General features: G+C 69.9%; 11 protein-coding genes. 3 read left to right on the forward strand and 8 right to left on the reverse strand.

The window, feature by feature from the left end; all coding sequences use genetic code 11:
* Positions 1 to 137 precede the first annotated feature (137 nt).
* The 6 genes from ACFPA8_RS04580 to iolC all read right to left on the reverse strand — a co-directional run bounded on the left by ACFPA8_RS04580 (position 138) and on the right by iolC (position 7,520).
* Entirely contained in the window at positions 138 to 788 is a 651-nt protein-coding gene (locus ACFPA8_RS04580; RefSeq protein ID WP_386442581.1) for a class I SAM-dependent DNA methyltransferase, read from the reverse strand.
* A 106-nt stretch (positions 789 to 894) separates the two neighbouring features.
* Positions 895 to 2,400 (reverse strand): CoA-acylating methylmalonate-semialdehyde dehydrogenase, encoded by a 1,506-nt coding sequence (locus ACFPA8_RS04585; protein ID WP_386442584.1) that lies wholly within the window; start codon positions 2,398 to 2,400, stop codon positions 895 to 897.
* A 103-nt stretch (positions 2,401 to 2,503) separates the two neighbouring features.
* Complete coding sequence (gene iolD, locus ACFPA8_RS04590) at positions 2,504 to 4,423, reverse strand: 3D-(3,5/4)-trihydroxycyclohexane-1,2-dione acylhydrolase (decyclizing) (protein ID WP_386442587.1); 1,920 nt, start codon at positions 4,421 to 4,423, stop codon at positions 2,504 to 2,506.
* Entirely contained in the window at positions 4,420 to 5,415 is a 996-nt protein-coding gene (gene iolB, locus ACFPA8_RS04595; RefSeq protein WP_386442590.1) for a 5-deoxy-glucuronate isomerase, read from the reverse strand. The genes iolD and iolB overlap by 4 nt, the downstream gene beginning before the upstream one ends.
* A gap of 92 nt (positions 5,416 to 5,507) precedes the next feature.
* On the reverse strand, positions 5,508 to 6,389 hold the full coding sequence (locus ACFPA8_RS04600; RefSeq protein WP_386442593.1) for a Cgl0159 family (beta/alpha)8-fold protein: 882 nt from the start codon (positions 6,387 to 6,389) through the stop codon (positions 5,508 to 5,510).
* 96 nt (positions 6,390 to 6,485) lie between these two features.
* Positions 6,486 to 7,520 carry a 5-dehydro-2-deoxygluconokinase gene (gene iolC / locus ACFPA8_RS04605; protein WP_386442595.1) on the reverse strand — a complete coding sequence of 345 codons (1,035 nt, stop codon included), beginning with the start codon at positions 7,518 to 7,520 and terminating at the stop codon, positions 6,486 to 6,488.
* Between the two features lie 296 nt (positions 7,521 to 7,816).
* Here iolC and ACFPA8_RS04610 point away from each other — a divergent pair, with 296 nt between their 5' ends.
* From ACFPA8_RS04610 to ACFPA8_RS04620, 3 genes are all read left to right on the forward strand, one after another.
* Positions 7,817 to 8,719 (forward strand): sugar phosphate isomerase/epimerase family protein, encoded by a 903-nt coding sequence (locus ACFPA8_RS04610; RefSeq protein WP_386442841.1) that lies wholly within the window; start codon positions 7,817 to 7,819, stop codon positions 8,717 to 8,719.
* Between the two features lie 223 nt (positions 8,720 to 8,942).
* Entirely contained in the window at positions 8,943 to 9,137 is a 195-nt protein-coding gene (locus tag ACFPA8_RS04615) for a helix-turn-helix transcriptional regulator (RefSeq protein WP_028431906.1), read from the forward strand.
* Between the two features lie 227 nt (positions 9,138 to 9,364).
* Positions 9,365 to 9,580 (forward strand): heavy-metal-associated domain-containing protein, encoded by a 216-nt coding sequence (locus ACFPA8_RS04620; RefSeq protein WP_386442598.1) that lies wholly within the window; start codon positions 9,365 to 9,367, stop codon positions 9,578 to 9,580.
* Between the two features lie 680 nt (positions 9,581 to 10,260).
* Here the strand turns inward: ACFPA8_RS04620 and ACFPA8_RS04625 are convergent.
* Both ACFPA8_RS04625 and recD2 read right to left on the reverse strand, forming a co-directional pair.
* Positions 10,261 to 11,562 (reverse strand): citrate synthase, encoded by a 1,302-nt coding sequence (locus ACFPA8_RS04625; protein ID WP_386442601.1) that lies wholly within the window; start codon positions 11,560 to 11,562, stop codon positions 10,261 to 10,263.
* Between the two features lie 120 nt (positions 11,563 to 11,682).
* Positions 11,683 to 13,956, reverse strand: a complete 2,274-nt coding sequence (recD2, locus tag ACFPA8_RS04630; RefSeq protein WP_386442604.1) for an SF1B family DNA helicase RecD2 — start codon at positions 13,954 to 13,956, stop codon at positions 11,683 to 11,685.
* Between the last annotated feature and the right edge of the window lie 196 nt (positions 13,957 to 14,152).

Here is a 14,152-nt window from a genome sequence, read left to right on the forward strand (position 1 = left end):
GTGTGCCGTCGCAAGAACGACCCGGACCGCCTCGGGGAATCATCGGTCGCCGACCGCCCGGCCCGTCGCGCCGTCGCTCTGTGCCGGGCGTTGCGGGCGCGCGGAGAACGCACGCCGGCAGGACTCGCCGCCGCGCCCTACTGCTTGCGTGCCAGCAGGAACGCCTGCGGCGTCGTCTCCATGCCACGGTCGTCGGGCTCGCGCAACAGCCGGGCCTGGACGGGCAGTCCGGCCTCCGCCAGCAGCTCGGCGACGAAGTCCGGCTTCCGCCGGTGGAAGTCGAGGGAGACGGGGTGACCGAGCGGGCGGTCCAGGTAGATGGGGCCGTCGCCGATCTGGAAGGCGAACAGCGCGTGACCGCCCGTCACGAGCACGCGGTGGAATTCCGCGAAGAGCTCCGGCAGCCGGTCGTCCGGGGTGTGGATGATCGAGTGCCAGGTCACTATTCCGCCGAGTGTGCCGTCCCGCCGGTTCAGGTCCGTCATGGTGCCCTCTTCGAACCGGAGTTCCGGGTGGGTCCGGCGGGCGAGTGCGACCATTCCGGGCGACAGGTCGACCCCGTGGACGCTCAGCCCGAGCCTGTGCAGGTGCGCGGTCACCCGGCCCGGCCCGCATCCGAGATCGGCGACGGGGCCTCCGCCGGCGTTCCGTACGAGTTCCGCGAAACCGGCGAGCAGGGAACGGTCCAGCGGCTTCGCGTCGAGCTCGTCGTGGAAGCGTGCGGCGTAGTCGACGGCCACGGCGTCGTAGAACGTCCGAATGCCGCTCAGGTAGTCCGGCTGGGTCACAGCCGGAAGATAACAGCCTCAACAGCTGTGCGTACGACCGGAGTTGAGGACAGCGCCGCCCCGCCCGCAACGTCCGGGCGGGGCGGCGCCGACGGGCGCCGAAGCCTTACGACGACGTCGGGAAGCCCAGGTTGATGCCGCCGCTCTCCGCCGGGTCGGGCCAGCGGGTCGTGATGACCTTGCCGCGGGTGTAGAAGGCGATGCCGTCGTTGCCGTAGATGTGCAGGTCCCCGAAGAGGGAGTCCTTCCAGCCGCCGAAGGAGTGGTGGCCGACGGGCACCGGAATGGGCACGTTGACGCCCACCATCCCCGCCTCGACCTCCAGTTGGAAGCGGCGGGCGGCGCCGCCGTCGCGGGTGAAGACGGCGGTGCCGTTGCCCCAGCGGCTGCTGTTGATGAGGCCGACGCCCTCCTCGTAGGTCTCGGCGCGCACCACGCACAGCACCGGGCCGAAGATCTCGTCGCGGTAGGCGTCCATGTCCGGGGAGACCTTGTCGAGGAGCGATACGCCGAGGAAGAAGCCGTCCGCGCACTCGGGGTGGTCCTCGACGGTGTAGCCGGTGCCGTCGACGACGACCTCGGCGCCCTGGCCGCGGGCGCCGTCCACGTAGGAGGCCACCTTGTCGCGGTGTTCGCGGGTGATCAGCGGGCCCATCTCGGAGGACGGGTCGTCGCCGGGACCGATGCGCAGCTTCTTCGCGCGGTCGGCGATCTTCGCCACGAGTTCGTCGCCGGTGTCACCGACGGCGACGACCACGGAGACGGCCATGCAGCGCTCGCCCGCCGACCCGTACGCGGCGTTGATGGCGTTGTCGGCGGCGAAGTCCAGGTCGGCGTCGGGGAGTACGAGCATGTGGTTCTTGGCGCCGCCGAGCGCCTGCACCCGCTTGCCGTGCGCGACGGCCTCCGACTGGATGTACTTCGCGATCGGTGTCGAGCCGACGAAGCTGACGGCCGCGACGTCGGGGTGCGACAGGAGACGGTCCACAGCGACCTTGTCGCCGTTGACGACGTTGAGTACACCGTCCGGCAGCCCTGCCTCCGCGGCGAGTTCGGCCAGCCGGTACGGCGCCGACGGGTCCTTCTCGCTCGGCTTGAGCACGAAGGTGTTGCCGCAGGCGACGGCGAGCGGGAACATCCACATCGGCACCATGGCGGGGAAGTTGAACGGCGTGATGCCCGCGACGACACCGAGCGGCTGGCGGATGGACGCGACGTCCACGCGGGTGGAGACCTGTGTGGACAGCTCACCCTTGAGCTTTTCCGGGATGCCGCAGGCCAGTTCGAGGATCTCCATGCCACGGGCCACCTCGCCCAGCGCGTCGGAGTGCACCTTGCCGTGCTCGGACGTGATCAGTGCGGCGATCTCGTCGCGGTGCGCGTCGAGCAGTTCGCGGTACTTGAAGAGGAACGCCGTGCGCTTGGCGAGCGAGCTCTGCGACCAGTCCTCGTACGCGCGCCGCGCGGCGTCCACTGCGGCGTCGACCTCCTCGGCGGAGGCGAGGGCGACGCGCGTCGGCTGGGCGCCGGTGGCCGGGTTGTAGACGGGTCCGACGTTGCCGGAGTCGGACTCGACGCTCTTGCCGCCGATCCAGTGTCCGAGGGTCTTCATGAAGTGGGGCCTTTCTTCAGGGAGTTGCGAGTCCGGGGCGCTGAGGAAGCGGGAGAGGTGCGGGGCGGGGCGGGGCCGGTGCCCGACGACCGGGCGGGGGCGCTCACAGGTGTCGGCGCCTGGCCGAGACGTGGCGTTCGTACTCCTCACGTGCCTTGCGCGCCGCCGGACGTCCGGAGGTCTCGGCGACGACCACGTCCCACCAGGCCGACGGGCCGGGAGCCGCCGGCGCCGCCGGGCCGGTGTCCGTCTCGACGTACACGCAGGTCGGCCGGCCGGACGCCCGGGCCTGTGCGAGCCCGGTGCGGAGTTCGCCGAGGTTCTCCGCACGGATGACGTCCATGCCCAGCGAGGCGGCGTTGGCGGCAAGATCGACGGGCAGCGGCTCACCCGTGTAGCCGCCGTCCGCGGCGCGGTAGCGGTAAGCGGTGCCGAAGCGTTCGGCGCCGGTCAGCTCCGACAGGCCGCCGATCGAGGCGTAGCCGTGGTTCTGCAGCAGCACCACGTTGATGTTGACGCCTTCCTGTACGGCCGTGACCAGTTCGGTGGGCAGCATCAGATACGTCCCGTCGCCGACGAGCGCCCACACCGGTGTCTCCGGGGCGGCGAGGCGCACACCGATGGAGCCGGGAATCTCGTAGCCCATGCAGGAGTAGCCGTACTCCAGGTGGTACTGGCGCGGTGAACGGGCCCTCCACAGCTTGTGCAGGTCACCGGGGAGGGAGCCCGCGGCGTTGACGACGACGTCGTCGTCGCCCACCACCGAGTCCAGCGCTCCCAGCACCTGGGCCTGGGTGGGCCGTACGCCTTCGTCCTTCGCGGCGTACGCCGAGTCCACGACGCGTTCCCAGTCCGCCTTGGCCCGCGCGTACTCCTCCTCGTACGCGGTGGTGACGCGGTGGCCGAGCAGCGCGCCCGTCAGCGCCTCCAGCCCGGCCCGCGCGTCGGCGACGAGGGTACGCCCGGCCATCTTGTGGGCGTCGAAGGCGGTGACGTTGATGTTGAGGAAGCGGACGCCGGGTTCGGCGAAGAGCGTGCTGGAGGCGGTGGTGAAGTCGCTGTAGCGGGTGCCGACTCCGATGACGAGGTCCGCGGTACGCGCCAGTTCGTTCGCGGCGGCCGTCCCGGTGTGCCCGATGCCTCCCACGTCGCAGGGATGGTCGTGGCGCAGTGATCCCTTGCCCGCCTGCGTGCTGCCCACGGGGATGCCGGTGGCGTCGGCCAGCGCCCGCAGGGCGTCCTCGGCCTCGCTGTGGTGCACACCGCCGCCGGCGATGATCAGCGGCCGCCGTGCGTCGAGCACGGCTGCGGCGGCCGCGGCGACTTCGGCGGCCTCCGGGGCGTGGCGGCGTACGTGCCAGACGCGTTCGGCGAAGAACTCCTCCGGCCAGTCGTACGCCTCCGCCTGTACGTCCTGGGGCAGCGCGAGTGTGACAGCGCCCGTCTCGGCGGGGTCGGCGAGCACGCGCATGGCCTGGAGCGCCGCCGGGACGAGCGCTTCCGGACGGTGTACGCGGTCGAAGTACCGGGACACGGGACGCAGGGCGTCGTTGACGGAGACGTCGCCCGCCCAGGGCACTTCGAGCTGCTGGAGCACGGGGTCGGCGGTGCGCGTGGCGAAGGTGTCGCCGGGCAGCAGCAGCACCGGGATGCGGTTGATGGTGGCGAGGGCCGCGCCGGTGACCAGGTTGGTGGCGCCGGGACCGATCGAGGTGGTGACGGCGTGGGCCGAGAGACGGTTCCGCTGACGGGCGTAGCCGACTGCGGCATGCACCATGGCCTGCTCGTTGCGGCCCTGGAGGAAGCGGAGCGGGGCGTCGTCCCCCTGGCCGCTCTCCAGCAGCGCCTGGCCGATCCCCGCGACGTTCCCGTGGCCGAAGATGCCCCAGCAGGCGTCGACGAGACGGTGGCGCCGGCCGTCGCGTTCGGTGTACTGGACGGCCAGGAAGCGGACGAGGGCCTGAGCGACGGTCAGACGCAGCGTCGCTCGCCGGGCGCCCGTCCTGGACTCTGCTGAGCTCACTTGCTGCCCTCCCCTTCCACTGTCGGCGCTTCGTAGAGCGGCAGCCTTGGATCGACAGGCTGGTGCTCCCAGCTGCCTCGGATCCAGGCGTGATCTGGATGGTCGCAGATAAGCCACGCACGCTCCAGCCCCGGACCGGCCATCACGTTCAGGTAGTACATGTCGTGCCCGGGGGCGGCCATCGACGGCCCGTGCCAGCCGTCCGGGATCAGCACGGCGTCTCCGTCGCGCACCTCGGCCAGTACGTCCGTGGAACTGCCCGGCCCCGAGGGCGAGACGCGCTGGTATCCCAGCCCGGGAATCGCGTCCCCGTCGGTGCGGTGGGGGGCGATCTCGAAGTAGTAGATCTCCTCCAGTTCGCTCTCCACGCCCGGCCGGTGCTCGTCGTGCTTGTGCGGCGGGTACGAGGACCAGTTGCCACCCGGTGTGAGCACCTCCACGGCGATCAGCTGATCCGCCTCGAAGACGCCGGCCGCGGCGAAGTTGTTGACCTGCCGCGAGCAGTTGCCGCTGCCGCGCAGTTCGACGGGCACCCCGGACGCCGGGCCGTAGCGCGCCGGCAGACGGCGGGTGCAGCGGGCGCCGGTGAGCGCGAACCGCCCCCCGGCTTCGCTCGCCACTGTCGCCTTCGCGTCCCGCGGTACGTAGGCGAAGTCGCTGACGCCCTCGAAGACGCTGCCGCGGCCGTGCAGGGAGAACGTGACGCCCTCGGTGGAGACGGTGCAGCCGCCGCTGAGCGGGAGCACGATCCATTCGCTGTCCCCGGCGTCGAACTCGTGCGAGCCGCCGGGGTCCAGCTCCAGCACGCGCAGCGAGGAGTAGCCCCAGCCGGCCCGTCCGGGGTCCACGTCCAGGGCGTACGGTCCGGCGGCTGTGCTGCCCGCCCGCAGGTGCAGGCCGCTGCCGGCCGTGCCGTGCGGTGCGCCGTCCGCGGGGCCGTCGGGGTCCGGATGCTCCGCCGCTGCGGGCTTCCCGTCAGTGCTGCCAGTCATGTTCGTCATCCTCGACTCTCTGCCGCTCCGGAAACTTCGGACCCGCGGACGGAACCGGCTCACGCACCGCGCCGGCCGCGGCCCACCGCCGTTCAGAGGAGCCCCACGGCGGTGTCCACGGCAGCGGCCACGTCGCCGTCCGCCGGGTAGAGCAGGGACCGTCCGACGACCAGCCCCCGCACGGTCGGGAGGCGCAGCGCCGTGCGCCACTTGTCGTACGCGCCCTCCTGGTCGCCGTTCGTCTCCCCGCCGAGCAGGACGACCGGCAGTGTGGAGGTCTCGCACACCCGGGCCATGTCGTCGGGGTTCTCGGCAACGGGCAGCTTCAGCCAGCTGTACGCGGACGTACCGCCGAGCCCCGAGGCGATGGCGATGGAACGGATGATCGCTTCGGCACTCAAATCGTTGGTCACGGCGCCCTCGACGCGTCGTGAGATGAACGGCTCGACGAAGACGGGCAGGCGCCGTTCAGCCATCTCGTCGGCTGCCCGCGCAGTGGCGACCAGGGTGGAGAGCGAACCGGGGTCGTCGTAATCGATGCGCAGCAGCGCCTTGCCCGCGTCGAATCGGAGCCGTTCGATGTCCTGCGCCCGGTATCCGGTGAAACGGTCGTCCAGTTCGAAGCTCGCGCCGTGGAGACCGCCGCGGTTCATGGACCCCATGACGATCTTGCTCTCCAGGGCGCCCAGCAGCAGCAGGTCCTCCAGGATGTCGGCGGTCGCCAGTACGCCGTCCACTCCGGGCCGGGACAGCGCCAGCGTCAGCCGCTCCAGCAGCTCGGCCCTGTTGGCCATGGCGAGCTTGCTGCCGCCCGTGCCGAGGGCGCCGCGCGCCGGATGGTCCGCGGCGACGATCATCAGCCGGCCGCTGTCGCCCACCAGGGGGCGCCGGGCACGTCTGGCGGCAGCCTCCGCGATCGCCTCCGGGTGGCCGGCCCGGACGGCGGCGAGGTCACGGATGCTGATGCTGCTCAAGGAGTCTCACTTTCGTGGCCGGCGCGCACGGGACGGACGGCCGGGGCGTTCCGCAACGGGAGGAGGAGCGTCGGTGGGGGTACGGGCGGCGGGAGTTCAGCCGCGCAGGAGGTCCTCCACCTCGGAGGCGGTGGGCATCGCGGTGGAGCAGGCGAGGCGGGAGGCGACGAGGGCGCCGGCGGCGTTGGCGTAGCGCATCGCGTACCCGAGGTCCCAGCCGGAGAGCAGGCCGTGGCAGAGCGAACCCCCGAACGAGTCCCCGGCGCCCAGCCCGTTGACGACCTCGACCGGGTGGGGCGGCACCTCGGCGCGGGTGCCGTCCCGGTGCACGGCGAGCACGCCCCTGGGGCCCTGCTTGACGACGGCGAGTTCGACTCCGGCTTCCAGCAGGGCGTCGGCGCAGGCCTGCGGTTCGCGGGTGCCGGTGGCGACTTCGCACTCGTCGAGGTTGCCGACGGCGACGGTGGCGTGGGCGAGGGCCTGGCGGTAGTACGGGCGGGCCTCGGCCATCACCTCTCCCGGCTCCGGTGCGCCGCCGGTGTCCGTACTGCCTTCCCCGCGCCCCCAGAACATGGGCCGCCAGTCCATGTCGAAGACGGTGGCGGTCCGTGCGCGTGTGCCGGGAGCGCCCGACTCGACGCTCTCGGCCCGCATCTCGAGCGCGGCCAGGGTGGTGGTCCGGCTGGGTTCCGCGCACAGGCCGGTGCCGGTCACCCAGAAGATTCCCGCGTTCTCGACGGCGCCCCTGTCCAGATGCTCCGTACGCAGTTCGAGGTCGGGCGCCTTGGGCTCCCGGTAGAAGTACAGCGGGAAGTCGTCGGGCGGGAAGATCTCACAGAAGGTGACAGGCGTGGGGTACCGCGCCACCGGCGTCACCCAGCGGTCGTCGACGCCGAATCCGCGCAGCGCCTGATGGCAGTACTCACCGAAGGGGTCGTTACCTGTGCGGCTGATGACGGCGCTGGAGCGGCCGAGCCGGGCTGCGGCGACGGCCACGTTGGTGGCGGAACCGCCGAGGAACTTCCCGAACGTCTCGACCTGCGGCAGCGGCACACCCGTCTGCAGCGGATAGATGTCGACGCCGATGCGGCCCATCGTGATGACGTCGTGCGGCTGTGCCGTGGCTGCCATGAACGCCCCTTCTCGCTCGGTCCTCGCCCGCACTCCCCGGCGCTTCCTCGGTCGGCCCCTCATCGTCAGTGCTGCCCGCGACGCCTGTCAATAATTTGTCCTTACATACTGACGTCCTTCTCCCGTGAGCCGCTACGGTGACTGCGGGGCTCACCCCGGGCGTGCACGTCCATATGAAACGTTGTCCTAACAAACTCTTGACAGTGGCGCCGCCCACCGAGTTGGCTCGCCCCCGTGCCCGGCGCCACCCGGGGATCTCACCCGCACGTACACCGAGGAGCCCTTCCGTGAGTTCCGTGAATCCCTCCCTCGACCGCATCCGGGTCGGCTCGGCCCCCGACTCGTGGGGCGTCTGGTTTCCGGAGGACCCCGAACAGGTGCCGTGGCAGCGCTTCCTGGACGAGGTCGCACAGGCCGGCTACGAATGGATCGAGCTGGGCCCCTACGGCTACCTCCCCACGGACCCGGCCCGCCTGGGAGACGAGGTGCGGTCCCGGAATCTGCAGGTCTCGGCCGGCACGGTCTTCACCTCGCTGCACCGCGGCCCCGAGGTGTGGGACGCGACATGGGAGCACGTCAGCCAAGTCGCCGCCCTCACACAGGCGATGGGCGCCGGAAACCTCGTCGTCATCCCCTCGTTCTGGCGCGACGACAAGACCGCAGAACTCATCGAACCCCGCGAACTGACCCCCGAGCAGTGGCGGCACCTCGCGAGCGGCACGGAACGGCTGGCCCGCGAAGTACGGGAGCAGTACGGGCTGGAGATCATGGTCCACCCGCACGCCGACACCCACATCGACACCGAGGAGCACGTCGAACGCTTCCTCGACGCGACCGACCCGGACCTGGTCAACCTCTGCCTCGACACCGGCCATTACGCGTACTGCGGCGGCGACAGCGTCAAGCTGATCGAGACCTACGGCGAGCGGATCGGGTATCTGCACCTGAAGCAGGTCGACCCCGAGATCCTCGCCGACGTCGTGCGGCAGGGCACACCCTTCGGGCCGGCCGTACGGCAGGGCGTGATGTGCGAACCGCCGCTGGGCGTACCCGCGATGGAGCCGGTGCTCGCCGCCGCCCAGGGGCTCGGCGTCGACCTCTTCGCCATCGTCGAGCAGGACATGTACCCCTGCCCGCCCGACCGGCCGCTCCCGATCGCCGAACGCACCCGCCGCTTCCTGCGCGGCTGCGGAGCCTGATCTCACCGCACCCCCCGGGCAGTTGACGACGGCCGCCGCGCGGCCCGTCGGCGCCCGGGGACCGCAGGACCCGCCGTGTCACGGGCGTCACGAGCGTCACCATTGCACAGGCGGTACGTCACAGATCCTCAACAGGCCCTCCCTGCCTGTCACTCGGTGTCGTTCACCGGACACAGCCTGATGATCGACAGCCACGACCGTGGCTCGTGTGGGAGGTGCCGAGTTGCCCGATCGACGACTCTGGTCGTACAAGGACATCGCCGCGCACATCGGAGTCCAGACGGACACGGTGCGCTCGTACCGCAAGCACGGCCTGCTGCCACCGCCCGATCTCGTCGAGCGGGGCAAGCCGTTCTGGTACGCGGACACGGTCCGGGCCTGGGTCGCACGCCGCCCCGGCCACCGTGGAGGGCGCTGACGGCAGGCTGCGGCCTGCGCACACCGTTTCCCGAGGGCCCCGTCCGCCGTTCTCCCGGATCCGTTCCGGGAGAACGGCGGACGGGGCCACTTCTTTGCCCGCGCCCCGGCCGCGGCAAGCACACCGAGCGCCCCAGCCCGGGCTCCCGCGGCGTTCCTATATACCTAGGGGGGGTATAGTGTCGGCCTGGAACGAACTCTCGGGACGACCAAGGAACTGGAGTGAGGATGAGCACCGTCACCACATACAAGGTCACCGGCATGACCTGCGGGCACTGCGAGGGCGCAGTCACCGGGGAGATCTCCGAAATCGAGGGCGTGACCTCGGTGAAGGCCGTCGCCTCGTCCGGCGAGGTGACCGTGACCTCCGCCGCGGAGCTCGACGACGAGGCCGTCCGCGCAGCCGTGGACGAAGCCGGCTACGAGCTCGTCGGACGCGCCTGACCGCGCAAGGCGGCACCCGCGACGGCCGGCACCACGGCACAGGGGACCCAGGATCGCTCCGACGCGAACACGGTCTCCGTGGAGGACCTCGTCGCAGCCAGCCTCGGGCTGCGCCGGCTCCGCCGATGAACCGGAAGAAGTCCCTCAGGAGTCGAGTGAGGGAAACGTGAAGATGCTGTGACTCCTGGTCGTTCGACTCCGGCATCCCGCGACTCTTACGGGAGTCATCCGGAACATCCGACTCCGTGAGCTTTGGGTGGAGATTCCGGTCTGCGGGGCCGAACGAAAAGCGCCCCGCCGAGCAGGTCCCCCCACGGGCCTGTCGACGGGGCGCTCCCGTTTCCCGGTCACGGATTCCCCCCACGGGATCCTGGCCGGGTGCTTACTGGCTGCACGTACGGACGGGAGGGCCGCTCAAGCTCCCCGGGCACGATTTGCCGATGTTGCTATTCCGTGCGCGTCCCCCAAAGACGCACTCGGCGGGTGACGGCGGCTCCGCCGGGGGCCGCTGCCACCCGGTTAGACGTCCGACCCCGGGCAATGGTTACCCCCCAATTTCTGTGACCTACGTCTCGTCGACGACCTGCACATGCGGAAGGCCCCAATCCGCCTGGATGGGGCCTTCCTTGGGCACTCCCCTGGGCGGTGTCACGGAGTGTACAGCCAGGGTCACCCGCGGGTCAGCGGGATTCGATAGGAACGTATTCGCGCTCGACGACACCGGTGTAGATCTGACGCGGGCGACCGATGCGGGAACCCGGCTCCTTGATCATCTCGTGCCACTGCGCGATCCAGCCGGGAAGCCGGCCCAGCGCGAACAGCACGGTGAACATGCTGGTCGGGAAGCCCATCGCCCGGTAGATCAGACCCGTGTAGAAGTCCACGTTCGGGTAGAGCTTCCGAGAGACGAAGTAGTCGTCGCTCAGGGCCCGTTCCTCGAGTTTCAGAGCGATCTCGAGGAGCTCGTCGCTCTTGCCCAGCGCGGAGAGGACGTCGTGCGCCGCTGCCTTGATGATCTGCGCCCGGGGGTCGAAGTTCTTGTAGACGCGGTGGCCGAAGCCCATCAGCTTTACGCCGTCCTCCTTGTCCTTCACCTTGCGGATGAAGGAATCAACATCGGAGCCGGACGACTTGATGCCCTGGAGCATCTCCAGAACGCTCTGGTTGGCGCCGCCGTGCAGCGGCCCCCACAGCGCGTTGATGCCCGCCGAGATCGAGGCGAACATGTTCGCCTGCGAGGAGCCCACCAGCCGGACCGTCGAGGTCGAGCAGTTCTGCTCGTGGTCCGCGTGCAGGATCAGCAGCTTGTCCAGGGCATTGACCACGACCGGGTCCAGGTCGTACTCCGCGGCCGGCACGGAGAAGGTCATCCGCAGGAAGTTCTCGACGTAGCCGAGGTCGTTGCGGGGATAGACCACGGGGTGACCGATGGCCTTCTTGTACGCGTAGGCCGCGATCGTCGGCAGCTTCGCCAGCAGCCTTATCGTCGACAGGTGCCGCTGCTCCTCGTCGAACGGGTTGTGGCTGTCCTGGTAGAACGTCGACAGCGCGCTGACCACCGACGACAGCATCGCCATGGGATGCGCGTCGCGCGGGAAGCCGTCGTAGAAACGTTTGACGTCCTCGTGCAGCAGGGTGTGGCGGGTGACCTCGTCCTTGAACGCGGCCTGCTGGTCGACGGTCGGCAACTCGCCGTTGATCAGCAGGTATGCCGTCTCCAGGAACGTGCCCCGCTCCGCCAGCTGCTCGATCGGGTATCCGCGGTAGCGCAGAATGCCCTGCTCACCGTCGAGATACGTGATGGCGGACTTGTACGCGGCGGTGTTGCCGTATCCGGAATCCAGGGTCACCAGACCGGTCTCGGCGCGCAGCTTTCCGATGTCGAACCCACGGTCACCGACCGTGCTGTCGACGACGGGGAAGCTGTAATCATCGTCCCCGTACCGAAGTACTACAGAGTTGTCGCTCACGTCTTCCCTCACCGACGTAGTGCCTCTTCTTCGAGGTGCCCTGACCTGTTCACTGTCCCCCACTCCGTGCGGTGCGGTGCACTCGGGGTCGGCCAATGGGCGCTGTGGTGGCACGCAGTGCCGTGGTCTTTCTCAACATCCTGCACCCTCGACACGGCGCCGGTCACCCCCCGGAACCGCTTGCGCTCCCCGGCCCTGCACGGGTTGACCGAGCAGACGGTGATCCAGTGCGGTGCAGCGGCGACCCGCCGACACCGTGCGCACTGCCTGGCCGATCGCCCTGCGCGACCCCACCAGCACCACCAGTCGCTTTGCCCTGGTCACCGCCGTATAGAGCAGATTGCGCTGCAGCATCATCCAGGCACCCGTCGTGACGGGAATCACCACCGCCGGGTACTCGCTGCCCTGCGAGCGGTGAATGGTGACGGCGTACGCGTGGGCCAGTTCGTCCAGCTCGTCGAAGTCGTAGTCCACCTCCTCGTCCTCGTCCGTGCGTACGGTCAGACGCTGATCGTCGGGATGCAGCGCCGTGACGACACCGACTGTGCCGTTGAAGACGCCGCACGCGCCCTTCTCGTAGTTGTTACGAATCTGGGTGACCTTGTCGCCCACGCGGAAAACCCGTCCGCCGAAACGCTTTTCCGCGAGGTCGGGACGGGCCGGGGTCAGCGCTTGCTGCAGCAGCCCGTTCAGCGCCCCCGCTCCTGCCGGCCCCCGGTGCATGGGAGCGAGGACCTGCACGTCCCGGCGGGGGTCGAGGCCGAACTTCGCGGGGATGCGGCGGGCGACCACGTCGACGGTGAGTCGGCCTGCCTCCTCCGTGTCGTCCTCGGCGAAGAGGAAGAAATCACTCAATCCGTGGGTGATGGGCTGCACCCCGGAGTTGATGCGGTGTGCATTGGTCACCACCCCGGACTGCTGCGCCTGGCGGAAGATCCGCTTCAGCCGCACCGCCGGCACGGGCCCCTCCTCGGCGAGCAGGTCACGCAGCACCTCGCCGGCGCCCACCGACGGCAGCTGGTCCACATCTCCCACCAGCAGCAGATGCGCACCCGGCGGCACGGCCTTGATCAGCTTGTTGGCGAGCAGCAGATCGAGCATCGACGCCTCGTCCACGACGACCAGGTCGGCGTCCAGCGGACGTTCCCTGTCGTAGGCGGCGTCACCGCCCGGCTTCAGCTCCAGCAGCCGGTGCACGGTGGACGCCTCCGCGCCCGTCAGCTCGGCCAGGCGTTTGGCCGCACGGCCCGTCGGCGCCGCCAGCACCACCTTCGCCTGCTTCGCCCGCGCCAGCTCCACGACCGAACGGACCGTGAAGGACTTTCCGCACCCGGGCCCGCCCGTGAGCACGGCGACCTTCTCGCTGAGCGCGAGCTGGACGGCCTGGCGCTGCTCGGGCGCCAGCTCCGCGCCCGTACGGGCCGTGAGCCAGCGCAGCGCCGCCTCCCAGTCGACGTCCTGGAACGCGGGAAGGCGGTCCTCCGGCGCCCGCAGCAGGCGGTGCAGCTGAGAGGCCAGCGAGATCTCCGCCCTGTGGAAGGGCACCAGATACACCGCCGTGACCGGACGGCCGTCCTCGCCCGGCACGTTCTCCCTGACAACTCCCTCCTCCTCGGCCGCCAGTTGGCCCAGGCAGTCGATGACCAGGCCGGTGTCGACCTGGAGGAGCTTCACGGCATCGGAGATCAGCTGCTCCTCGGGGAGATAGCAGTGACCCTGGTCCGTGGACTGGGACAGGGCGTACTGCAAACCGGCCTTGACCCGCTCGGGGCTGTCGTGCGGGATGCCGACGGACTGGGCGATGCGGTCGGCGGTGAGGAAGCCGATGCCCCACACGTCGGCGGCGAGACGGTAGGGCTCGTTTTTCACGACGGAGATCGAGGCGTCGCCGTACTTCTTGTAGATCCGCACGGCGATGGAGGTGGAGACGCCGACCCCCTGAAGGAAGATCATCACCTCCTTGATCGCCTTCTGCTCCTCCCAGGCCGCGGCGATCATCTTCGTACGCTTCGGGCCGAGGCCGGGGACCTCGATCAGCTTGCCGGGACCGGCCTCGATGACCTCCAGCGTCGCCGTACCGAAGTGGTCCACGATCCGCTCGGCGATGCGGGGGCCGATGCCCTTGATCAGGCCGGAGCCGAGATAGCGGCGGATGCCCTGCACGGTGGCGGGCAGGACCGTCGTGTAGTTGTCGACGGTGAACTGGCTGCCGTACTGCGGGTGGGAGCCCCAACTGCCCTCCATGCGCAGCGACTCCCCCACCTGCGCACCGAGCAGCGAGCCGACGACGGTGAGCAGTTCGCCGCCGCGGCCCGCGTCGACACGGGCCACCGTGTACCCGTTGTCCTCATTGGCGTAGGTGATGCGCTCGAGCACGCCTTCGAGCACGGCGTTCTGGAAGGCCATGTGACAGACCGTAGCGCCGCCCACCGACATCGCGGCAGGCCCGTGGACGACTCCCCGGCCTGCTCTGCGGCAGTCTTCACAGGGCAGTTCCCGGGCATCGTCACGATCACGTCCGGACCCCTTGCGCAAAGGCGGTAGGGTCCCGTTCCATGTCGCATGTAATCGTTACCATGCGATCAACGCCGACGAGGGGTCC

It is taken from the genome of Streptomyces ovatisporus, from assembly GCF_042653885.1.
GTDB lineage: Bacteria > Actinomycetota > Actinomycetes > Streptomycetales > Streptomycetaceae > Streptomyces > Streptomyces ovatisporus.

Bases quoted from the DNA above. Each gene is read 5' to 3' on its own strand.
- ACFPA8_RS04585 (WP_386442584.1), bottom strand. From the start codon at position 2,400: ATGAAGACCCTCGGACACTGGATCGGCGGCAAGAGCGTCGAGTCCGAC.
- iolB (WP_386442590.1), bottom strand. From the start codon at position 5,415: ATGACTGGCAGCACTGACGGGAAGCCCGCAGCGGCGGAGCATCCGGAC.
- iolC (WP_386442595.1), bottom strand. From the start codon at position 7,520: ATGGCAGCCACGGCACAGCCGCACGACGTCATCACGATGGGCCGCATC.
- ACFPA8_RS04620 (WP_386442598.1), top strand. From the start codon at position 9,365: ATGAGCACCGTCACCACATACAAGGTCACCGGCATGACCTGCGGGCAC.
- recD2 (WP_386442604.1), bottom strand. From the start codon at position 13,956: ATGGCCTTCCAGAACGCCGTGCTCGAAGGCGTGCTCGAGCGCATCACC.